This is a genomic window from Shimia aestuarii, assembly GCF_900114635.1.
In the GTDB taxonomy this organism is placed as follows: domain Bacteria; phylum Pseudomonadota; class Alphaproteobacteria; order Rhodobacterales; family Rhodobacteraceae; genus Shimia; species Shimia aestuarii.
This window is the reverse complement of sequence record NZ_FOTQ01000019.1, coordinates 1-21,461: the sequence shown is the minus strand read 5'-3', so window position 1 is coordinate 21,461 and position 21,461 is coordinate 1. Positions and strand designations below refer to the sequence as shown.

The 21,461-nt window shown below is 59.2% G+C and carries 17 protein-coding genes and 2 pseudogenes; 14 read left to right on the top strand and 5 right to left on the bottom strand.

What is annotated here, in order from left to right; all coding sequences use genetic code 11:
• Nucleotides 1-191: 191 nt before the first annotated feature.
• Nucleotides 192-1,094, bottom strand: coding sequence for a LysR family transcriptional regulator (locus tag BMZ35_RS20215; RefSeq protein WP_093097155.1), 903 nt, complete (start codon nucleotides 1,092-1,094; stop codon nucleotides 192-194).
• 137 nt (nucleotides 1,095-1,231) lie between these two features.
• On the opposite strand from BMZ35_RS20215, the gene BMZ35_RS20210 reads away from it, so the two are divergent.
• The 13 genes from BMZ35_RS20210 to BMZ35_RS20155 all read left to right on the top strand — a co-directional run bounded on the left by BMZ35_RS20210 (nucleotide 1,232) and on the right by BMZ35_RS20155 (nucleotide 17,361).
• On the top strand, nucleotides 1,232-2,293 hold the full coding sequence (locus tag BMZ35_RS20210) for a TRAP transporter substrate-binding protein (protein ID WP_165610150.1): 1,062 nt from the start codon (nucleotides 1,232-1,234) through the stop codon (nucleotides 2,291-2,293).
• A gap of 75 nt (nucleotides 2,294-2,368) precedes the next feature.
• Nucleotides 2,369-2,938: a TRAP transporter small permease subunit gene (locus BMZ35_RS20205; protein ID WP_093097150.1), complete on the top strand. Its 570-nt coding sequence runs from the start codon at nucleotides 2,369-2,371 to the stop codon at nucleotides 2,936-2,938.
• Between the two features lie 17 nt (nucleotides 2,939-2,955).
• Nucleotides 2,956-4,323, top strand: a complete 1,368-nt coding sequence (locus tag BMZ35_RS20200) for a TRAP transporter large permease (protein ID WP_207503040.1) — start codon at nucleotides 2,956-2,958, stop codon at nucleotides 4,321-4,323.
• Between the two features lie 31 nt (nucleotides 4,324-4,354).
• Nucleotides 4,355-7,810 carry an indolepyruvate ferredoxin oxidoreductase family protein gene (locus BMZ35_RS20195; protein WP_093097145.1) on the top strand — a complete coding sequence of 1,152 codons (3,456 nt, stop codon included), beginning with the start codon at nucleotides 4,355-4,357 and terminating at the stop codon, nucleotides 7,808-7,810.
• Nucleotides 7,807-9,678, top strand: coding sequence for a dihydroxy-acid dehydratase (ilvD, locus tag BMZ35_RS20190; protein ID WP_093097143.1), 1,872 nt, complete (start codon nucleotides 7,807-7,809; stop codon nucleotides 9,676-9,678). The genes BMZ35_RS20195 and ilvD overlap by 4 nt, the downstream gene beginning before the upstream one ends.
• 184 nt (nucleotides 9,679-9,862) lie before the next feature.
• Nucleotides 9,863-11,059, top strand: coding sequence for a mandelate racemase/muconate lactonizing enzyme family protein (locus tag BMZ35_RS20185; RefSeq protein WP_093097140.1), 1,197 nt, complete (start codon nucleotides 9,863-9,865; stop codon nucleotides 11,057-11,059).
• Nucleotides 11,060-11,105: 46 nt separating this feature from the next.
• Nucleotides 11,106-11,234 carry a hypothetical protein gene (locus BMZ35_RS21260; RefSeq protein ID WP_278247174.1) on the top strand — a complete coding sequence of 43 codons (129 nt, stop codon included), beginning with the start codon at nucleotides 11,106-11,108 and terminating at the stop codon, nucleotides 11,232-11,234.
• Between the two features lie 71 nt (nucleotides 11,235-11,305).
• Nucleotides 11,306-12,307, top strand: a complete 1,002-nt coding sequence (locus BMZ35_RS20180) for a phosphotransferase family protein (RefSeq protein ID WP_165610149.1) — start codon at nucleotides 11,306-11,308, stop codon at nucleotides 12,305-12,307.
• Nucleotide 12,308: 1 nt separating this feature from the next.
• The gene (locus tag BMZ35_RS20175) at nucleotides 12,309-13,550 is read left to right on the top strand and encodes an acyl-CoA dehydrogenase family protein (RefSeq protein WP_093097135.1); all 1,242 of its coding nucleotides are present in this window, start codon (nucleotides 12,309-12,311) and stop codon (nucleotides 13,548-13,550) included.
• On the top strand, nucleotides 13,547-14,290 hold the full coding sequence (locus tag BMZ35_RS20170) for an SDR family NAD(P)-dependent oxidoreductase (RefSeq protein WP_093097132.1): 744 nt from the start codon (nucleotides 13,547-13,549) through the stop codon (nucleotides 14,288-14,290). Before BMZ35_RS20175 ends, BMZ35_RS20170 begins: the two co-directional genes overlap by 4 nt.
• A gap of 31 nt (nucleotides 14,291-14,321) precedes the next feature.
• Nucleotides 14,322-15,101: an SDR family NAD(P)-dependent oxidoreductase gene (locus tag BMZ35_RS20165; protein ID WP_093097130.1), complete on the top strand. Its 780-nt coding sequence runs from the start codon at nucleotides 14,322-14,324 to the stop codon at nucleotides 15,099-15,101.
• Nucleotides 15,102-15,123: 22 nt separating this feature from the next.
• Complete coding sequence (locus BMZ35_RS20160) at nucleotides 15,124-16,113, top strand: NADP-dependent oxidoreductase (RefSeq protein WP_165610148.1); 990 nt, start codon at nucleotides 15,124-15,126, stop codon at nucleotides 16,111-16,113.
• A gap of 36 nt (nucleotides 16,114-16,149) precedes the next feature.
• Nucleotides 16,150-17,361: an enolase C-terminal domain-like protein gene (locus tag BMZ35_RS20155; RefSeq protein ID WP_093097125.1), complete on the top strand. Its 1,212-nt coding sequence runs from the start codon at nucleotides 16,150-16,152 to the stop codon at nucleotides 17,359-17,361.
• A gap of 231 nt (nucleotides 17,362-17,592) precedes the next feature.
• Here BMZ35_RS20155 and BMZ35_RS20150 read toward each other — a convergent pair.
• The 4 genes and pseudogenes from BMZ35_RS20150 to BMZ35_RS20135 form a co-directional block, all read right to left on the bottom strand.
• Nucleotides 17,593-17,865 (bottom strand): annotated as a pseudogene (locus tag BMZ35_RS20150) (integrase core domain-containing protein); the annotation flags it as partial.
• A 54-nt stretch (nucleotides 17,866-17,919) separates the two neighbouring features.
• The gene (locus tag BMZ35_RS20145; RefSeq protein ID WP_093097122.1) at nucleotides 17,920-18,711 is read right to left on the bottom strand and encodes a TniQ family protein; all 792 of its coding nucleotides are present in this window, start codon (nucleotides 18,709-18,711) and stop codon (nucleotides 17,920-17,922) included.
• The gene (locus BMZ35_RS20140; protein ID WP_093097119.1) at nucleotides 18,708-19,508 is read right to left on the bottom strand and encodes a TniB family NTP-binding protein; all 801 of its coding nucleotides are present in this window, start codon (nucleotides 19,506-19,508) and stop codon (nucleotides 18,708-18,710) included. Before BMZ35_RS20140 ends, BMZ35_RS20145 begins: the two co-directional genes overlap by 4 nt.
• The gene (locus BMZ35_RS20135; RefSeq protein WP_093097117.1) at nucleotides 19,481-20,092 is read right to left on the bottom strand and encodes a recombinase family protein; all 612 of its coding nucleotides are present in this window, start codon (nucleotides 20,090-20,092) and stop codon (nucleotides 19,481-19,483) included. Before BMZ35_RS20135 ends, BMZ35_RS20140 begins: the two co-directional genes overlap by 28 nt.
• Nucleotides 20,093-20,212: 120 nt before the next feature.
• Here BMZ35_RS20135 and BMZ35_RS20130 point away from each other — a divergent pair.
• A pseudogene (locus tag BMZ35_RS20130) lies at nucleotides 20,213-21,367 on the top strand (DUF4158 domain-containing protein); the annotation flags it as partial.
• Between the last annotated feature and the right edge of the window lie 94 nt (nucleotides 21,368-21,461).

Below are 21,461 nucleotides of genomic sequence, written 5' to 3'. Positions count from 1 at the left end.
GCTGCTCTCGTCGCCAGCCATCACAATCAGGTTCTCAAACGCTTCGCTGACCGCCTCCGCACTGCTGGAAAACCCCACAAGGTTGTCATCACTGCCGTTGCTCGAAAGCTCGTCACAATCGTCAATGCGCTTTGTAAAAATCGTCAGAAATGGACCACTCAGTCCGCCTGACGAATACAGTTGCTAAGGCGTCACGCCTCGGCAGAGGCTTCGCGTATCGCCTTCTTAAGACTGGGGATTGCGGGATGAAGCACCGCGTTCTTGAGCGTCACCGCATACCAGTTGCCGGGCGTTTGCAGTTCAACTGGCAACTCGACAAGTAGATTGGCGTTCAAAGCGTTGCGCACGCAGCCACGGGTCGTCAGCAATATCAGATCGCTGTTCATCGTGGCATCGCGCAAAAGCGAAATGTTGTCGCTTTCGATAGCGAGTTCGATGAGCGCGGGGGTATCCAAATTGTGAAGCTGCGCAACGTGCTCCAGCACTGCCTTGGGAAAATGCGACCCGGCAAAACGGTATGGCAACAAGTCGTGAAACGATATCACCGGCAGAGCGAGAACAGGGTGTCCGGCGCGACAATACGCATGGCCCTCTTGCGATGTGATTGGCAACATATCAATTCCGGACAGATCTGCGGGCAGGTCGCGCGCGTCACCGATGATCAAATCCATTTTCTCGGCGCGCAGCAGTTCCATGAGAACCAGAGTGTCTGCAACGGTGACATCCACCCTCATACGGTGATTTTTGGCCAACCACTTGCCCAGAATGATCCCGCCAAAACTTGCGGAACTTACCGAGGTCATACCAATCCTGAGCTCACCCGCCAGACCTTGGGACAAGTAGCTGACTTCTTTCTCTACGTTTCGGGCAACGTGCAATAGCAAATCAATGCGGTTCAGAACGTTGCGGCCAGCGGGGGTGAGTCGGATCGGGCGTTCGCTTCTGTCGAAAAGCTGAACCTTCATGCGCTGCTCAAGGATGCGGATCGAGTTGCTGAGCGCGGGTTGGGTGATATGCGCCTTGCGCGCAGCTGCCGCGAAATTGCCAGTTTCTGCAACAAACCGAAAATGCTGCAACTGGTTGAGATTGAGCATCAAATCCTCCTTTCTGGAGAGGCGCGCGAACAGTATCAGGTCGATCCCCCACTACCGAGATAGTATTTCTTAAATTTTGCCTAATACAAGAAAAACAAAATTGGACCTAATTTTGTTTGCCAAATATGCTCTCCCCAATGGGTGAAGATGTCTTGGGAGGAGAGACAATGAACGTTCTTAAAACTGCCGCCACGGCGGTGGCTTTCGCTGCCACGGTGGCGTCGGGCGCGACCGCGACCGAGCGCTGGAAAGTCCCTGTGAGTTTCCCGACAGGCCTGCCGGGCATTGGTGAGCCCTTGAAAGATTGGGCCGCGACGATCAATGCGGCAGATGCCGACATTCAGGTCAAATTGTTCGAACCGGGTGAGATTGTTCCGCCGTTCGCCGTTCTTGATGCCGTTCGTGACAACAAGGTGCCTGCGGGAATGGCCGTAATCGGGTACAGTGCCGGTTCCATACCTGCAACCGCCTTGCTGTTCGGCGCCCCTTTCGGGCTTGGGCCGCGTGAATATGCGGGATGGTACTACCAAGGCGGCGGCGAGGCGCTGACGCAAGCGCTTCTTAACAAGAATGGCGTTCACGGTTTTCTGTGCGGGATGATCGGCGCCGAGATGGGTGGCTGGTTCCGCGAGCCGCTCAATTCCATTGAGGATTTCAAAGGGCTTCGCTTCCGCACCGCTGGCCTTGGCGCTGATGTGCTTACCAGGCTCGGAATGTCGGTGACGACCCTTCCGCTGGGTGAAACATTCCCGGCGCTTGAACGCGGAGCAATCGATGCCGCCGAAGGCTCGCTTCCCTCTGTGGACGTGATACTTGGCCTGCACAAGGTTGCCAAGCATGGCTATTTCCCGGGCTGGCATCAGCCAGTAGGAACGGGTCACTTGGTTATAAACCAAGGCGTCTGGGACGGCCTTTCAGACGCACAGAAGGAAGCTGTCGAGACGTCTTGCGAAGCAATTACGATGAAGAACCTGACGATCAGCGACTCGATCCAGGCGGCTTCCATGGCCAAGGCCAAGGCAGATGGCGCCGAGTTTCATGTCTTCTCGGATGAAATGATCGAAGCGTTCCGCAAAGCAACCGCCGAAGTGATGGCCGAGCAGTCCGCAAAAGACGCGGATTTCAAGGAAATCTACGAGTCGATGGAAGCGCACAAGAAACTTGTTTCCGGATACCTCGACATGAGTAGCGCCGACTAACAGGCCTGTCCGAAAGTCACAAAGCGGGGCCGCTAAAGCGGCGGCCCCTTTGTCCTTTGGCGTAGAGTGGATCAGATGTCTGAACAGCAAACCCCCGATGCTTCGGCACGCGCACCCGAAGATGTGGCCGGTGTTTTGCCGCACACGGCGTTTTCGCGAACAGCAGACGCAATCATCTATCGACTGGGAGTGATCTTTTCAGCCGTCTGGTTCTTGCTGGTTTTGGTCATCATTCTAAACGTTGTTTTGCGGTTCGGATTCAGCGCAACCAAGATCTACATCGAAGAACTGCAATGGCATATTTATGCGGTCGGTATCGCCTTTGCGCTGGCATTTGCCTCCGTTACCGACGCGCATATCCGCATTGATTTGCTCAGCACCCGGTTTCGCAAGCGCACGACAAGCTGGATCGAAGTTATTGGCACGCTGGTGTTCCTGCTGCCGTATTGTGCCCTTGTTCTGATCTATAGCGTCACCTTCGTGACCAACAGCTTCGCCAGCGGCGAGGTCTCGATATCCCCCGGCGGTCTGCCCTATCGCTGGATCATAAAGTGTACTTTGCCCCTTGCGTTCTTGCTTGTGGCGATTGCCGCGATTTCCCGACTAACCCGATGCATCGCGTACCTGCGCGACACACGTCGCTGAGCGCAGAGAGTATGCATATGGATCTCATCATCACCGACTACATGGCCATTTCGATGTTTCTGGCCTTTATTGTTCTGATCTTCACCGGCTACCCGGTGGCATGGACGCTGGCAGGTTTGGCGATCGTCTACTCCGCAATCTCGGTCGCCCTGGGCGCCTATACCGACCTGCTGGACAACACGTTTTACGCAATCGACTGGGGCTATACTTCATCGATCATCGATCGCAACTGGGCGGTCATGGAAAGTTGGGTTCTGGTTGCCCTGCCAATGTTTGTCTTTATGGGTCTTTTCCTCGACAAATCCGGGATCGCGCGCGAGTTGATGGAAAATTTTGCGCGCCTTTTGGGCCGGGTCCGGGGCGGTCTGGCGGTGGCAGTGGCGATCATCGGAATCGTGCTCGCCGCATCTACCGGCATTATCGGCGCTTCGGTGGTGCTGCTTACGCTTCTGGGCGTTCCGGTGATGTTGGATGCGGGTTACAAAAAGTCTTTCGCTGTTGGCACAGTCTGCGCTGTCGGCACCTTGGGCATTCTGATCCCCCCCTCGATCATGCTGGTGCTCATGGCGGATCGGCTGGCCATTTCCGTAGGCGATCTATTCATGGGGGCAATGATCCCCGGACTGATGTTGGGTCTGATCTACATTGTTTTCATTCTGATCTGGTCGCGCCTGCGCTCGGGCGTGGCGCCATCGATGCACGATGTTGCACCGTTGGAATTGGGCGATGTGGTCCAGATCCTCGGCTCGATGGTGCCGCCTGTTCTCTTGATATTCTCAGTCCTTGGCAGCATCTTTTTCGGGATCGCCACACCAACGGAGGCCTCTGGCGTTGGGGCGTTGTGCACAGTTTTTCTGGCCGCTTTCAAAGGGCGCCTGACATTCACCGTTCTGAAAGATGTTTCGATGGAAACGATGAAAACCACCGGATTCATTTTTGCCATCGTGTTTGGCGCGACGGCGTTTTCCCTTGTATTTCGCGGTCTTGGTGGCGACGAATTGATCAAAGGCATTCTGCATTCAGCGCCAGTTTCGCCAAACGCCGTTGTTATTTCAGTTTTGCTTTTGACGTTTGTTCTAGGATTTTTTCTCGACTGGCTTGAAATAACGCTGATCGTCTTGCCCCTTGTAGGTCCGGCCATTGCTGGACTGGGGTTTGATCTGGTGTGGTTCGCCATTCTATTCGCCATTTGCCTGCAAACCTCGTTCATCACGCCGCCGGTTGGCCCCGCCTTGTTTTATGCACAGGGCGTTATGCCAACGAGCGTCAGCTTGCCGGATATCTATCGCGGCATAATCCCGTTCGTGTTTCTGCAACTCATCGCTCTGGCGCTGGTTTTTAAATTTCCGAGCCTCGCCTTATGGCTGCCGTCAATTGCTTACTAGGAATGTCCAATGAACAAATGGAAAGACACCCATGACTGAACATGTGCGCGCCTCTCGGTTAGAAATGACGCTTGAAGACCGCCTGAGCCAGGACGAGGGTTGGGTCTATATGACGGGCATGCAGGCGTTGGTGCGATTGCCGATCCAGCAGCGCAAGCGGGATACCGCGGCGGGGTTGAACACAGGCGGCTATATCTCAGGCTATCGCGGGTCTCCAGTCGGTACCTATGATATGAACCTTGGACAGGCCGAAAAAGAGCTCAAGGCGCACAACATCTATTTTCAGCCCGGCGTGAACGAAGACCTTGCCGCCACCGCGACCTGGGGGTCGCAGATGGTGGGGTTGTTTCCCGGGGCCAAGGTGGATGGTGTATTCTCGATCTGGTACGGCAAGGCGCCGGGCATGGATCGCTCGATGGACCCGCTGCGCCATGCCAACCTGGCGGGCACCAACCCCAAGGGCGGCACGCTGTTGCTGGTGGGCGATGACCACGGGGCCAAATCCTCGACCGTGGCGTGCTATTCCGACATGAACTTTGCCTCGCTGGGCATGCCGCTGCTGGCCCCGGCCAATGCGCAGGACGTGCTGGACATGGGCCTGCACGGCATCGCGATGAGCAGGTACAGTTCCACGCTAGTCGGCATGAAACTGGTGACCGATGTGGTCGAAGGCGGCGGGTCTGTCCATGTCGCGCACGACAGTCCGCAGATCACCCTGCCCATAGATTCCGGCCCCGATACCAGCATCAAACCCTTTACGCCCATTCTGGACCAGGAGCGCCTACTGTGGACTGTGCGGTTGAAAAAGGTGCTGGCCTATGCGCGCTTCAACGGACTGAACCAACAGGACGGTCCGGACAGCGCGCGGATCGGGATCGTTGCCGCCGGAAAGGCTTGGCAGGATCTGAACCAGTCGCTGGCCGGTCTGGGCTATCGCGACGGCAAGATCGGCAACATGCCGGTGAGGCGTCTGAAAATCGGCATGGTCTGGCCACTGGATGATGCCGAAATCCGGGACTTTGCTCAGGGGCTGGATACGATCCTGGTGGTCGAGGAAAAGCGCCCGATGCTGGAGGACCAGATCAGGTCGATCCTCTATGGCTCCGGCCTGAACCCGCGGATTGTCGGCAAGACCTATCGCGGCACTGCATTCACGGCAGGCGAAGACGATTGCGCCTTTCCCAATATCGGCGAGATTGACCCCAATATGGTGACCCGCGTTCTGGTTCGGGTGGCCAATGACATCGACCCCGCCTGCGGGATCTCCATGCCCAACCGGCCTGACCAACCGCCCGCACTGGGCGGCGGCGTGATCCGCCCGCCGTCGTTCTGTGCCGGGTGTCCGCATGGTCGATCAACCCAGGTTGTTGACGGCAGCCGCGCATTAGCCGGGATCGGCTGTCACACCATGGCAGTAATGCGCGACCCGATGAAAACCAATTCGATCAGCCACATGGGTGGTGAAGGTGCCATGTGGTTGGGCCAGTTCCCGTTTACGGACGAGGGGCATGTTTTCGCTAATATGGGCGATGGCACCTATTTCCATTCCGGGATGATGGCCATTCGAGCGGCCGTCGCCGCAAAGGCAACGATGACCTACAAGCTGCTGCACAACGGTTTTGTGTCCATGACCGGCGGTCAGGCGCATGATGGCGAGGTCAACCCCGAGCAGATGCTGCGCCAGGTGCGCGCCGAGGGCGTCCAACGCATCGCGTTGGTGTCCGACGAGCCGGAAAAATACGATGGCAAGGATTTGGGTGTGGGCGTCACGGTGCACCCGCGCACCGAAATGGAACTGGTGCAGAAAGAGCTGAGCAAACTGCCCGGCGTCACGGTCATCATCTATGACCAGCCCTGCGCGACCGAGCGTCGCCGCCTGCGCAAGCGCGGCAAATGGGTCGATCCGGATAAGCGGGCCTTTATCAACCCCGAAGTCTGCGAAGGCTGCGGCGATTGTTCCACCGTGTCGGGCTGTATGGCGATCGAGCCGCTGGAGACCGATCTGGGGCGCAAACGGCAGATCAACCAATCCTCCTGCAACAAGGATTTTTCCTGTGTCGAAGGCTTCTGTCCGTCCTTTGTGACAATCAGCGGTGCTACCCCACGCAAGACCAAAACGGCCGAGATAAATATTGATATAAGCCACCTGTCCGCCCCGACCCCACGCACAATCGACGGATCCTGGTCGATCCTCGTGTCCGGCATCGGCGGCGCGGGCGTTGTGACCGTGGGCCAGACGCTAGCCGTGGCGGCCCATGCCGATGGCTATTATGCCTCGAACCTCGACATCACCGGATTGGCACAAAAATACGGCGCCGTGCACAGCCACATCAAACTGGCCGTCAGCCCCGACCAGATGCGCGCAACCCGGATTGCGACGGGCGAGGCCGACGCGCTGATCGGTTGCGATCTGGTTGTGGCGGTCGGCGATGAGGCCCTGTCCAAGCTGACACCGGGCAAATCGGTGGCTGTAACCGACACAACAGTGGTGCCGACCTCGGAGTTTTCCAAAAACCCGGACTGGCAACTCAGCGGGGACGAGCAACTCGAACGCCTCACCCGCACGCTTGGCGAGGCAGGCCGCGGCATGGATGCGCAGGATCTGGCCGAGAAGATCATGGGCGACCGCGTCTTTGCCAATATGTTGCTGATGGGCGCGTCCTGGCAACAAGGCGGTATCCCGCTGTCGCTTGAGGCGATCCATCGCGCGATTGAATTGAACGGCGTGGCCGTGGCCAAGAATAAGCAGGCCTTCGATTTGGGTCGTCTAGCTTACGGCGATGCAGCGGCCGCGCTCAAGCTGGCGCAAGGCGATGTGCCTGTGTTGCTGGATGCGCATCGCGAAAGGACGCTGGATGAAATCCTCGCGCTGCGCACCGCCAATCTGACCGAATACAAGGACGCCAGCCTCGCCAAGAGCTATAGTGACACTGTCGCACGGGCACAAAAAGCTGGTCTCAGTGACGCGGCGGTCAAGGCCGTGGCGCGCGGGCTCTACAAACTGCTGGCGGTCAAGGACGAATGGGAAGTGGCGCGGCTCTATAGCAAGCCGTCGTTCCGTGAGAGTCTGAAAGAAACCTTCGACGGTGATTTGGAGCTGACCTTCTACTTTGGTGCTTGGCCTTACGGCGGGCGCGACGCCAAAACCGGCAAGATGATCAAAGGCGCCGTGTCGGGCAAAAAGGCGATGCGCTTCTTTGGCCTGATGAACAAAGCCCGCTTCCTGCGGGGCACGGTTCTGGACCCCTTCCGCAACACGGATGAGGCACAACTGGCGCGCAAATTGCTGGCTGACTACGAAGCCGACATCGACTTTGCGCTGGCCAACTGGTCCGACGCGAAGGCCACGGAAATTACCCAGCTTCTGGACCTGCCCGAACATATACGCGGGTATGGCCACGTCCGCGAACGGCACGCTGCGGTCACAGAAAAACGCCGGTTTGAACTGCGCGACGCAATTGCCAACCGAAAGGCTGATGCAGCATGAAACTTAGATCAGACAAAGTCACCGTTGGCGCGATGAACACAGGGGCGCGTGCGCTGTGGCGGGCCACTGGCACAACGACCGAAGAGTTTGGACGGCCCATCATTGGTATCGCCAACTCCTTTACCGAGATGGTGCCCGGGCATGTGCATCTGCAGGCACTTGGCCGTCTGGTCGCCCGTGAAATCCGTGCCGCCGGGGGCGTGCCCAAGGAATTCAACACCATTGCCGTGGATGACGGCATCGCCATGGGCCACGAGGGCATGATGTATTCGCTGCCCAGCCGCGAATTGATCGCCGATGCTTGCGAATATATGGCCAACGCCCATGCCATTGATGCCATGATCTGCCTGAGCAACTGTGACAAAATCACACCGGCCATGATGATGGCCGCCAACAGGCTGAATATCCCGACGATCTTTGTCTCGGGCGGGCCGATGGAATCGGGCAAGTTTGACTACCGTGGCCAGACCAAGCGCGTGGATGCCATCGACACAATTTATGTGGCCGGTGCGCAGGACGCCACGCAGGCCGAGATCGACGCGGTCGAAGAGGCTGCCTGTCCGACCTGTGGGTCTTGCGCATTGATGGGGACCGCAAACTCGATGAACTGCCTGACCGAGGCGCTTGGATTGGCGCTGCCCGGAAACGGCACCATCCTGGCAACCCATACAGACCGCGAGGACCTGTTCCGCCTCTCCGCACGCCGGATCGTCGCAATGGCGCAAGCCTATTATCGTGACGGGGACGACAGCGTTCTGCCGCGATCCATTTGCACACGCGAAGGGTTGGAGAACGCCGCGCGTATGACGATGGCCATTGGCGGGTCGACGAACACCATCCTGCACTTATTGGCAGTGGCACAGGAAGCCGGCGTCGATTTTTCCATCGACGATTTTGACCGGATCAGCCGCGATACCCCTTGCCTGTGCAAGGTGTCGCCGTCGGTACATGAAATTTTCATCGAAGACATGCACCGTGCGGGCGGCGTCATGGCGGTTGCCGGGGAACTGCTGAAGGCAGGCCGCTACCATCCAAAAAACCCGACAGTGCTGGGCAAGCCCGTGGCAGAATATCTGGCTGACTGGGATATCACCAATCCTGACAACACCGAAGCGCGCAAAATGTTTTCAGCGGGGCCGGGGGGTATACGGTCGATCCGCGCCTTTTCGCAATCCAGCCGTTTCAAGGCGTTGGATACAGATCGCGAAACAGGCGTGATCCGCGGCGCCGAACACGCCTTTTCACATGATGGTGGCCTAGCGGTGTTGCGTGGGAACCTTGCGCCCGACAGCTGTGTGGTGAAATCCGCAGGTGTGCCGGAAAACCTCTGGCAGTTCCGCGGAACCGCGATTGTCTGCGAGAGCATGGAAGAGGCGCTTGAGAAGATCCAAAACGGTACTGTGAAGGCCGGTCATGTGGTGGTGATCCGCTATGAAGGACCGCGTGGCGGACCAGGCATGCGCGAGATGCTGACACCGACTGGCCTGATGAAAGCGATGGGGCTGGGCGACAAGGCGGGCCTTATCACCGATGGCCGCTTTTCGGGGGCGACGTCTGGCCTTTCTGTCGGCCATGTCTCGCCCGAGGCGGCCTCCGGCGGTGCCATCGCGCTGGTGCAGGATGGTGACGTGATCGAATTCGACATCCCGAACCGCCGTGTGCATCTGGACGTCAGCGACGAAGAGCTGGCCGCCCGTCGGGCAGAGATGCTGGCCCAAGGCGACAAGGCATGGCGTCCTGCCACCCGGCAGCGTGAGGTCTCGGTCGCGTTGAGGGCCTATGGCCTGCTGGCGGCATCGGCAGACAAGGGGGGCGCGCGCGACCTCGACCGTCTGGCCGCGCTAGAGCGGTTCGCTACAACTTTATAGGCAGAGGAAAGGGTCCCCGTGACAGATCGCGTTTCGCTTTCGAGCCCCCTGCAGCGTCCCGAGGCTACGGCTCAAGGCGACATGTTTAAGTGGTTTCAGGCCAAAATCACAAGCCAGCCAAAAGCCGACACTGCGATCTATCCGGCGTAACGTCGCCACAAAAATTCATTCTGGAGGAAAAACCATGAAAATCACAGACGTCAAAACATGGGCTGTGAAGAACCCCGATTTCTATAAGGGCGGCACCTATTGGATTTTTGTCAAACTAACGACTGACAACGGGATTTCTGGCTATGGTGAGGTTTACGGCGTGCCTTTTGCGCCTCGTCTTGTCTGCCAGATGGTCGAAGACGTGGTAGCCCGTCACGTGGTCGGTCGCAGCCCGTTCGACATCGAAAACATCTGGCGCGTCCTCTTCTCATCCGCCTTTACCCAACGCCCCGATGTCAGCATGGGCGGCGTCATGTCAGGCATTGAAATCGCTTGCTGGGATATCGTCGGAAAAGCCGTCGGGCAGCCGATTTATAACCTGATGGGGGGCAAGGTCCACGAACGGCTAAGATCGTACACCTATCTCTATAATGCCCAACCCAAGGAAGAGCTTGACGCCTCGGATTTGCATGGTTCGGCGGACGCGGCGACGAAGCAGCTTCAGCATTACATGGACATGGGCTTTACCGCTATCGGCTATGATCCGGTGATGCCAATGGGATCATTCGATCCGCGCCAATTGTCGCTCGAAGACCTGGAAGGCGCCGAGAAAATGACGGCCGCCTTGCGCGAAGTGGCGAGCAGCACATGTGATCTGATGATCAAGACCCATGGCCAGATGACGACCTCAAGCGCGATCCGGCTGGCCCGACGTTTGGAGAAATTTGACCCCCTCTGGTTTGAAGAGCCCGTACCGCCAGGAAACGCCAAGGAAATGGCGCGTGTTGCCAGCTCCACCACCATTCCGATCTCGGGCTGTGAACGGCTGGTCAGCCGCTTTGAAATTTCTCAGATGCTTGAGGAGCAGGCGGTGCAAATCCTGCAACCCGCTTTGGGTCGCGTTGGCGGCATTCTGGAAGGCAAAAAGATCGCCGCCATAGCCGAGGCGCACTATGCCCAGTTCGCACCGCACCTGTTTGCCGGCCCGATCGAGGCCGCTGCCAACATCCAGCTGTCGGCCAGCCTGCCCAACTTCTTGATCCTCGAAAGCATCGAAACCTTTGGCGGCTTCTTTGGAACATTGCTGAACAAACCGATCGAGTGGGAACAGGGCTACGTCACTGTCCCGTCCGAACCGGGGCTCGGGTTTGAACTGAACGAAGCCGTGGCTGACGCCAACCCCTTCACCTCAGATGACGTGTTCCCACCCATGGCCGAAGTACCGCTTTAGAAATCTGGCTTCGATATGCGCCACGCCACACCGCGGAGATGGAAATATGAAGATCACAGATGTCACGGTCACCGACAGGCCCGGGCTGGGATTCGCGCTGAACGAGGATGTACTCGACGCGAACCCCTATACCGAAAGCGATGTCTTCCCGCCGATGACGGAAGTGCCTCTTTAAAGCGGACGAACGCTGGAACGGCATCCGGAAACCTCCCCCGTGGCGGTTTCCGGCAAAGTGGAGAAGACGGGTTGGACATTGATACGGCAAACGCGGCGCTCGGGCTGGCGATGGGTGCAAACGCCCCGCGCGTCGTCGCGGTTGAGACCTTGCAAGGCGGGGTTTCGAACCTGACCTATCTTCTTTCGACTGAGGGCGGCGAGCGGATCGTGATGCGTACGCCACCCATCGGCCAGCGTTCGGGCAACGCGCACAACATGATCCGCGAAGCCCGGGTGCTGTCCTCTGTCCACCACCTGTTTCCCGAGGCTCCCGCAATCCTTGGCTTTAGCGAGGACCCGTCGGCCACGGGCGATCAGTTCATGCTGATGGCGCATATCGACGGGCGCAGCCTGCCGCCGGGGTCCGCCTTCGATGTGACGCCTGAACAGGCCCGCGCCTTGTGCCGGAATTTCGTGGCAGCGCTGGCGCGGCTGCACAGCGCGCCCGTAACCGATGCGGTGAGCGCGGCCTTTGGCGATCCGCGCGGATTTGTCGAGCGGCAGGTCGCCGGCTGGTCGCGGCGCTATGAAAAGATCGGTCTGCCCAATGCGCGCCAGCCGCTTCTGGACTGGTTGGCCGCCAATATCCCGGCGGATCCCGAACGGCCGTCAATCCTGCACAACGATTACAAGTTCGACAACCTGATCCTGGACGCGGATGACCCGACACGGATCCTCGGAGTTCTGGATTGGGAGCTTGCGGGGTTGGGCGATCCGTTCCTCGATCTGGGCAATGCGCTGGCCTATTGGGTCGAGGCGACGGATCCCCCGGAGCTTCACGATTTCAAGCGCGGTCCGACGGACCTGCCGGGCATGATGACCCGCGACGAGATCATCACTGCCTATTGCAAAGAACGTGGCCTGCCGCGCCCCGCAAGCATGGATTTCTACCAGGCGATGGGCCTGTTCCGGCTGGCTGTGATTGCCCTGCAGGTTCATCTGCGGCTGGCGGGTTCGGCCAATACGGAAGGGGCCTTTCTCAACAGCGGGCTGACCCTTCTGAACCGGGCCGAAACGATCATGGGAGTTTGACATGGACATCACACCATCTGCGAAGGCGAAGGACTACCTCGACCGCCTGACGGTATTCATGGACGAACATGTCTATCCCGCCGAGGCGGTCTATCAACAACAACACCGGGACGCGGCCGACAACTGGGCCATCCCGCCGATCATCGAAGAACTGAAGGAAAAGGCGCGGGCCGCCGGGCTGTGGAACCTGTTCCTGCCCGATCCCGAGTTGGGGGCCGGCCTGTCGGTTCTGGACTATGCGCCGATGGCCGAGGTCACCGGCCGCAGCCCGATTGCACCCGATGTGTTCAACTGCAACGCACCTGACAGCGGCAACATGGAAACGCTGTGGCTTTATGGAACCGAAGCGCAGAAAAAGGCTTGGCTGGAACCGTTGCTGAACGGGCACATTCGCTCGGCCTTCCTGATGACCGAGCCCGATGTGGCTTCGTCTGATGCGACCAATATCCAGTGCGAAATGCGCCGCGACGGTGATGACTATGTGATCAATGGCCGTAAATGGTGGTCGTCGGGCGCCGGCGATCCGCGGTGCGCGATTTTCATCGTCATGGGCAAGACCGATCCGGCCGCCCCTGTGCACACGCAGCAGACGATGATCCTTGTCCCGGCAAACACGCCGGGCGTGAAGATCGAGCGTTACGTGCCGGTTTTCGGATATGACGACGCCCCGCACGGGCACATGGAAATCACGCTGAAGGATGTCCGGGTGCCGGCGTCAAATATTCTTCTGGGCGAAGGGCGGGGCTTCGAGATTGCGCAGGGTCGGCTTGGGCCGGGGCGCATCCATCACTGCATGCGCTCCATCGGCATGGCCGAGCGGGCGCTGGAGCTGATGTGCGACCGGCTTTTGTCGCGCGAAGCCTTTGGCAAGGCCATCGGTATGCACTCGGTCTGGGAAGAACGCATCGCCAATGCGCGCGTCCAGATCGAAATGACCCGGCTTCTGTGCCTGAAGGCGGCATGGATGATGGGGGCCGTCGGCAACAAGGCCGCCAAGGACGAGATTGCGATGATCAAAATTGCCGCACCGGCGATGGCGACCCGCATCATCGACGATGCCATTCAGGCCTTTGGCGGCGCGGGCATGTCGGACGACACCCCGCTGGCCTGGATGTACGCAATGCAACGCAGCCTGCGGTTGGCGGACGGACCCGACGAGGTACACCGTCGGTCACTGGCACGTTCGGAATTCAAGCGCGCGTCGCAGTGCTTGGGCATTGATATCAGGAGCATCAGACAATGAGCAGCGAAAGAACGGCACTTGTGACGGGGGCTTCTTCGGGGCTCGGAGAAAGGTTCTGCCAGACCCTGGCCGCCAATGGATACACGGTTGTTGCCGCCGCGCGCCGTGCCGACAGGATCGAAAACCTCTGTGCAGAGATCAACGCCGCGGGCGGCAAGGCCTATCCGCTGGTAATGGACCCCGCCAAGGTGGAAACCTTTGCCGCCATTATCGACAAGGCCGAAGAGATGGCGGGGCCGATCGGCTGTTTGATCAACAACGCGGGAACGCCGAACGACACCTATGCGACAGAGATCACCCCGGAGGAGTTCGACCGCGTCATCGGTGTGAACCTGCGCGGCCCCTACTTCCTGTCGACCGAATTCGCGCGCCGCTGGATGGCGCGCAAGTGCGGTGGGAGGATCGTCAATATCGGGTCGCTGTCGGATAAACGTGCCCTGCTCAAGCACACGGTCTATGGCACGACGAAAGCCGCGATTGCGCGCATGTCCCAGCAAATGGCGCGGGAATGGATCAACGCGGACATCAACGTGAATACCCTGGCGCCCGGATATATCCGCACCGAGATGACCGCGCCGTTCTTTGACAGCCCGAAGGGCCGGTCCCTGATCGCAACCTTCCCGCGCCGGCGGGTGGGTGAGCCCTCGGATCTGGACCAGGCAATCCTGTATCTGTGCGACCCGGAACAGCGTTTCCTGACCGGTCAGACCCTGCACCTCGATGACGGCCAGGGGCTTTGACGTCAGCCCAAGACATGAACGGAGACACAGCATGAGCAAGACCACAATCGTCACCGGCGCGGCGCGTGGCATTGGCCGGGCAATCGTCGAAACACTCGTGCGCGAAGGTCACAACGTGGTTGCCACGGACCTTCGCAGCGATGACATGGCCAGCTTCGACGGGCCGGGCGCGCAGCTGAATCTCCAGCAGGATGTCTGCGATCCCGCGCGTTGGGACGGGGTGTTTGCCGAGGCTTCCGAAGCGTTCGGGCCGGTAACCGGGTTGGTGAACAACGCGGGCATCGGTGCCTTGCTGCCGCTTCTGGAAACCACCGAGGAAGACTGGCGCAGAATGATCGCGGTCAACCTGGATTCGGTCTTTTTCGGCAGCAAGACGGCCGTCGGACACATGAAGGCGCATGGTCTGCCGTCGTCGATCGTGAGCCTGTCCTCGATTGCCGGTTTCCGTGGTTCGCTCGGCTCGACCTCCTATTGCGCTTCAAAGGGCGGCGTGCGCCTGTTCGGCAAGGCCGTTGCCGTCGAATGCGCCACATTAGGGATGAACATCCGGTCCAACACCGTGCATCCGGGATATATCGAAACCGGCATCTGGGATGAAAACGAACACAATGTCCTGACCCGCAAGCTTGATCAGGCCGCAAGGGAACGCAGCCTGACGGTTGCCGAACTGCTGGCGAAACGCGAAGTGCCGATGAAGCGGCCGGGCAATCCGCAGGAAGTCGCGGAAATGGTGGCGTTCCTGCTGTCGGATCGGGCGTCCTACATCACCGGGCAGGAATTCGTTGTCGATGGTGGCAAGCTCGCCGTCTGAGCCAGCGAGAAAGGGATATGAAATGCAAGAGATCACGCAAATCCGTTTTGCCGGGCCGGCGGACAACGACGACCTGTGGGCCGTCACCCATGATCCTTCACCCGCTCTCGAAGATGGCCAGGTGCGGGTGCGGGTCGATCATGTGTCGGTCGACCCGGCGATGCGCAGCTGGATCACGGAAAAACGCAGCTATATCCCGCCCGTCAAACCGGGCGAGGTGATGCGTGCGCTTGGCGTGGGTGAGGTGGTCGCATCGGCTGCCGAGGGCGTGGTGCCGGGCGACTGGGTGACCGGTTTCCTGGGGCTGGCGAGCGAGGTCGTCCTACCCGCCCGGCATGTGCAGAAGATCGACCCGTTGCTGGCCGAGCCGCGTGCCTACCTGTCCGGCCTCGGGATGACCGGCTACACCGCCTATTTCGGCCTGAGCGAGATCGGCAAGCCAAAGGCGGGTGAAACGGTGGTGGTATCCGCGGCCTCTGGCGGTGTTGGCTCCATCGCCTGCCAGGTCGCGCAGAACATGGGCGCGCGGGTGATCGGGATCGCGGGCGGCCCGGGAAAGACCGGATGGCTGCGCGAGACGCTGAAGCTGGATGGCGTCATCGACTACAAGAACGAGGATATCGGCGCGGCACTCGACCGGGAAGCCCCGGACGGGATCGACGTCTTTTTCGACAATGTCGGCGGTGAGACGCTCGACCAGGTGCTTGCCCGGATAAATCGTCATGCCCGCATCGTGCTGTGCGGCGCGATTTCGCAATATGGCGATCTGTTCAATGCCAGGGGCCCGGCGAATTACCTGGAACTCATCACCCAGAGCGCGCTGATGCAGGGGTTCACCATGCGCGATTACATGCGTCGCGTGCCCGAGGCGATGGGTCACCTGCTGAAGATGCAGGGCGCGGGCAAGTTGACCTATCGCGATCACGTGCTGGAAGGGCTCGGCTCGTTCCCAGAAGCTTTCAAGATGCTCTATCGAGGTGAAAACCACGGGAAGCTCCTGATCCGCCTCTGACCCAGCCCATTCGTTTTTGAAAAGGGAGAGAAGAACATGAAGATCACCAATATCCGTTTCCGGGAGCTGACCGGAACGACGACCTATCCCGAAGATTACTGGCAGGAACGCCAAGCGATGCCGCTTGACATCTATCCCGAGTTCAAGGCGCTTTCCGGACCCCAGTTGTACCGGATGTGGAAGTTCATCGGCGAAGGTGACGAGCAATGGGTCAAGTCGATCTTTCTGGAGATCGAGACCGATGAAGGCATTACCGGCATCGCCGGGCCGATCAACTGGACGATCCCCTGCGTCTATATCGAAGGGCCACTGAAGGCCTTTCTGATCGGAAAGGATCCGTTAGCCATCGAGCGCATCTGGGACCAGATGTACCGCGCCTCGGCGCATGGGCGCAAAGGGGGCTACAACATGCACGCCATCAGCTATGTCGATGCCGCGTTGTGGGATATCAAGGGCAAGGCGCTCGGCCAGCCAGTGCACCGGCTGCTCGGTGGTCCGGTGCAGGACAGGATTCCCGCCTATGTCAGCGCACTCGGGTATTCGCTGGAGCCGGAAAAGGCCTATGAAAAGGTCAAGGAATTCCGCGCCGACGGCTATACGGCAACCAAGTGGTTCATCCGAAACGGCCCAACCGATGGTCCCAAGGGCGAGCGCGAGACGGTCGAACTGGTGAAGGCGCTGCGCGAGGCCGCGGGCCCGGACATGAAGATCATGCTGGATTGCTGGAGCACCTGGGACGTGCCCTATACGCTGAGGATGGCGCGTCTTCTGGAAGAGTTTGATCCCTATTGGATCGAAGAGCCGGTCATTACCGAGCGCCGCGACAGCTATGCCCGGCTGCGCCGGGAGAGCCCGGTGCGGATCGCCGGGGGCGAGCATGAATTCACCCGCTGGGGCGCCCGCCGGATGATGGAAGCGGGCACCTGCGATTTCTACCAGATGGACACGCTCTGGGCCGGCGGAATCAGCGAGACGATGAAGATCTATACGCTGGCCTCGGTCTATGACGTGCCTCTGATCCCGCACGGGGCCTCGACCCACATCAACGGGCATGTGTCGTTCGCGCAAAACGCGACGATGGCGCCGATGATGGAATATCTGCAATCGGTCAAGGCGATGACGCATCATTTCCTGCAGCATCAATACGTCCCGATCGACGGGTATTTCTATCCACTCGACGTGCCGGGCCTCGGGATGGATATCGACGAGAGCAAGATCGAATCCGAGCGGGAGTTGAGTTGGTTGTGATACGCCCTGTCACAAGGCGACAACATGCGAAGACCGCCGTTCTGGCGGTCTTCATGCTTTGGCGGCTCTGAGGCTTGGCTTTTGGCTACCGTTGATCTGCTGGCTGCAGATCAATCCACCCGATGTCTGGACAATGCGTCGAGATCAAAGGAAATGCCGTGGCCGGGTCGATCCGGCGCGACGGCATGGCCTGGTAATCCCCCCATTTTTAACGGGGTGCGGTCGTAGAACTTATGCGGCCATTTTCAGTTTCATAGCGGGTGTTATGCCGCCGATGCCCATGTTGGGGCGGTCGTTGTTGTAAGTCCATAACCATTGTGTGGCGTGATCTTGGGCCTCCTCGATGCTTTCGATGATGTATTGGTCGAGCCACTCATGCCTGACGGTGCGGTTGTAGCGCTCGATTTAAGCGTTTTGCTGAGGCTGGCCGGGTTGGATATGCTGGATGGTGACCCCATGTTTCTCGGCCCATTTCATCAGCTTTTCACTGATGTATTCGGGGCCTGTCGCGTTGCCCTTAAATCTGAGACAAGCCGCTTTCGGCAACCAATTTTGCCCTTAATTGCGAGATTCGGCTGTCATGGGGCCGACGCTTTTCGCGCGCCTTTGCGCGATGTGATCAACCGCGGCAAGCAATCGAGGCTCTTTCTCGAATGCGCGCAAGAGAGCAACCCTTGCATAGTCGTCGATGCTTTTGCTGACGATGGCTGCCTTAGCCAAGGGCTGAGATCGAGCGGCGGCGATTGCGGCGAGGCAGAACAGCCTAACTTCCGATCTGGGGTTCTGGACAGCGAACGACGGATCCCCGCGGAAGGTTTTGAGTGACATGGCAAAGGTGACTGCGCGCATTGCGCGTCGAAGTTGCTTGGGGCCGCGCGATCGCGCGGCGCACTCAAGCATCCCTGCCCCGCGGCGCGCTCGGAATATCAGTTTTCCGGATATTTGTTCCTCACGGGTTTTGCCAAGGGTCTGCACAAGTCTCGTCCCGCAAACTTGGCAGTCAAATGCCCAGGCCCGCCTCCAATGCCTGAGCGAAAGACCCTCTCTGGAGCATTGCACGCAATGCTGGAATGGCATCTGAGCCGTCAGCGAGGCTTCTCGTGGCATCATTGCCGGAAAGGTCAAAGATCGCACTACATCTGGGTTGACACGTGCGGCGTTGGCAATCTTCTCCGCCGCAGCCGCGTCGTAGTTGAAGTCCAAGGTGGTGCCATGCGCGGTATCGATTTGTATATGAGCCAGCAGTTCCGCGTCATCACAGTAGTTGGCTGCAGCAAGCCGAGACAACCAACCTGACAACAACTCGTCTGGCAGCGGCGCAACAGTCTTGGGCAGCGGGTGCGGCTTCACACCCCGGACTTCTCGAGCCGCCGATGGGCGTTCGCATGGCGCGACCAAACCGGCGTCCATTTTGCGATCGCGTCATCAGTGATGCATTCGTCACCTGTGACAATGGCGTCGATGGAAAGATCCTTGATCAGGGCGAAGATACGCGAGGTCATCCCACCGGTCAGCGCAAGTATCTGCTTGAGTGACTTGACCTTCAGATTGGATTTCTTCTCGAGGGGCATTGCCGCGATGAGTGTCTGGATCATGTCCGAGAACTCGGCATCGTCGCGCCAGTTTGGCAGGTGATGTTCGTCCAGCCGCCTGGTAAGCTGGATATCACCTCGGATGGCATCGACGGCCTCGCTGACTCCCAGGCAGACCAGCGACACTTCGAGTTCATTGCTGAGATACCGCAGAACATTGAGAAAGCGGCGCTGTTCGCGATGGGTCCCGGCCAAGAGGTTGTGGACCTCGTCGATCATGATCATCCGCAGGCCAAGGTCGCGCAAGAGCGCGATGACACGGACTTCGAGGGAAGCCACATTCTGAGCGCGGGCGCTCAGTGCTGTCGCCGGGGCGCCGACGGCGGCCAAGATGTGCAGATAGAACCGCCGTTCGTCGGGCGCTGGTGGTGCTTGCAACAGCAACAGTGGCGTTCGCGTAATTCCCGATGCTGGGTCATATTCCGGTGCATATCTGCGCGATAGGTTGCGGGCGATCATCGTCTTTCCGATCCCGGACGCGCCATGCACAAGAAGGGGTCTGCTCCGGCTGAGTGCAGAATGACACCTTAAGCGCCGAGGACGCGTTCTCCATATTCGCGCAGGTTGCCTTTGGGATCGACGTATCGGTACAGGGTGACGGGTTTCACGCCCAGTTCACTGCACAGCTCTGAAACGGATGTGTCCCGGTTGGCCATTGCGGCCTGTGCCATCCGGACCTGGGATTTGGTGAGTGCGAACTTTCGCCCGCCTTTGCGCCCTCGAGCGCGGGCGGCTTGCAACCCAGCCATTGTGCGCTCCCGGATCAATTCGCTTTCAAATTCAGCGAGCGCTGCAAAGATGCCAAATGACAACCGACCGGCTGCGGTGGTCGTGTCGATCTGTGCCCCCTGGCCTGTCAGCACCTTCAGGCCGACACCGCGCTCTGACAGTAAGGTCGTCGTTTTCACCAAGTGGTTCAGACTGCGGCCCATCCTGTCCAGCTTCCAGATGACTAGGACGTCGCCGTCGCGCAAAGCCTTCAGACAAGCTTCGAGGCCCGGGCGGTCGTCTTTCTTGCCCGAGGCCTGATCGGAGTAGATTTGCTTTTCATCGACGCCCGTCTCAACAAGAGCGTCCTTTTGTAGGTCAAGCGACTGGCTGCCATCGGCTTTTGAGACGCGCGCGTATCCGATCAGCATGTTTCACAAACGAACGTTTGTGGTGTGTGGAGGAATTCCCGGCTTTTAGCCATCTCGATTATTCCTTAACCCTTATCACAATCATCAATAAATAAACCCCAACAAGAAAGCAAAAGAAACATGGCGCATCGCACCATTCTGACCGAGCGCCAGCGTTCGGCGCTTTTCGACCTGCCGACTGACGAGACATTGATGTTGCGGCATTTCACGCTGGCAGATGACGATATCGAGCACATCAACGAACGGCGGCGACCGGAGAACAAGATCGGTTTTGCCCTACAGCTCTGCGCCCTACGCTATCCCGGTCGGCTGTTGTCATCTGGGGAGGTCATCCCGGAAAAGGTATTGCGCTTCATCGCGGCTCAGTTGGGCCTGACCGGCAACGATGTCTTGCCATATGCCGCACGTCGGCAAACCCGTCAGCAGCACCTCCACGCCCTGCGCCAGATTTACGGCTTCAAGATGTTCTCTGGTCAAGGCGCGCGCAGTCTGAACTCCTGGCTTGAGAACGAGGCTGAAACTGCCCGATCCAACGAAGACCTGGCGCGCCGATTTGTCGAAGAGTGCCGTCGGTCGCAGGTGATCCTGCCCGGCATCTCTGTCATCGAGCGGCTCTGCGCCGATGCCCTGGTGTCGGCCGAACGCCGAATTGAAAGCCGGATCACCGCCAAACTTGATGACCGGGTCAAGGACCAACTGGACACGCTGTTGACCGAGATTGTGGACGGCAATGTCACCCGGTTCGTTTGGCTCCGGCGTTTTGAGGTGGGCGGCAACTCGGCGGGCGCATCGCGACTTCTGGATCGGTTGGAGTTTTTGCAAGACTTGGGCCTCTCACCGGCCATTCTGTCCGACGTACCACCACATCGGATCACCCGCCTGCGCCGCCAAGGCGAGCGCTACTTTGCCGATGGTTTGCGCGACATCACCAGCGATCGGCGCTTGGCGATCCTCGCGGTCTGCGCGATCGAATGGAAGGCGGCCATCGCCGATGCTGTGATCGAAACCCACGACCGGATCGTTGGCAAGACCTGGCGGGATGCGAAGAGGTTGTCCGACGCGCGTATCGCAGACGCGCGATCTTCGCTGCGCGAGACATTGCGTTCCTTCAAGCATCTGGGTGCCGCCCTGCTGGAAGCCAAGGCGGATGGCGCACCCCTTGATGCCGCCGTCGAAGTTGCGTGTGGCTGGTCTCAACTCGAAAACATGGTGACAACCGCGGCTGAGTTGACCGACACGATGGCGGCTGACGCCTTGTCTCATGTCGTTCATGGGGCATTGCCAAGTTGTTCGCGTTCTCTTTTTCGCCTAGGTGACAGGGATGAAAATACCATCCGATATGCCGCGTCTTAAAGGCTTCCGTTTTCCG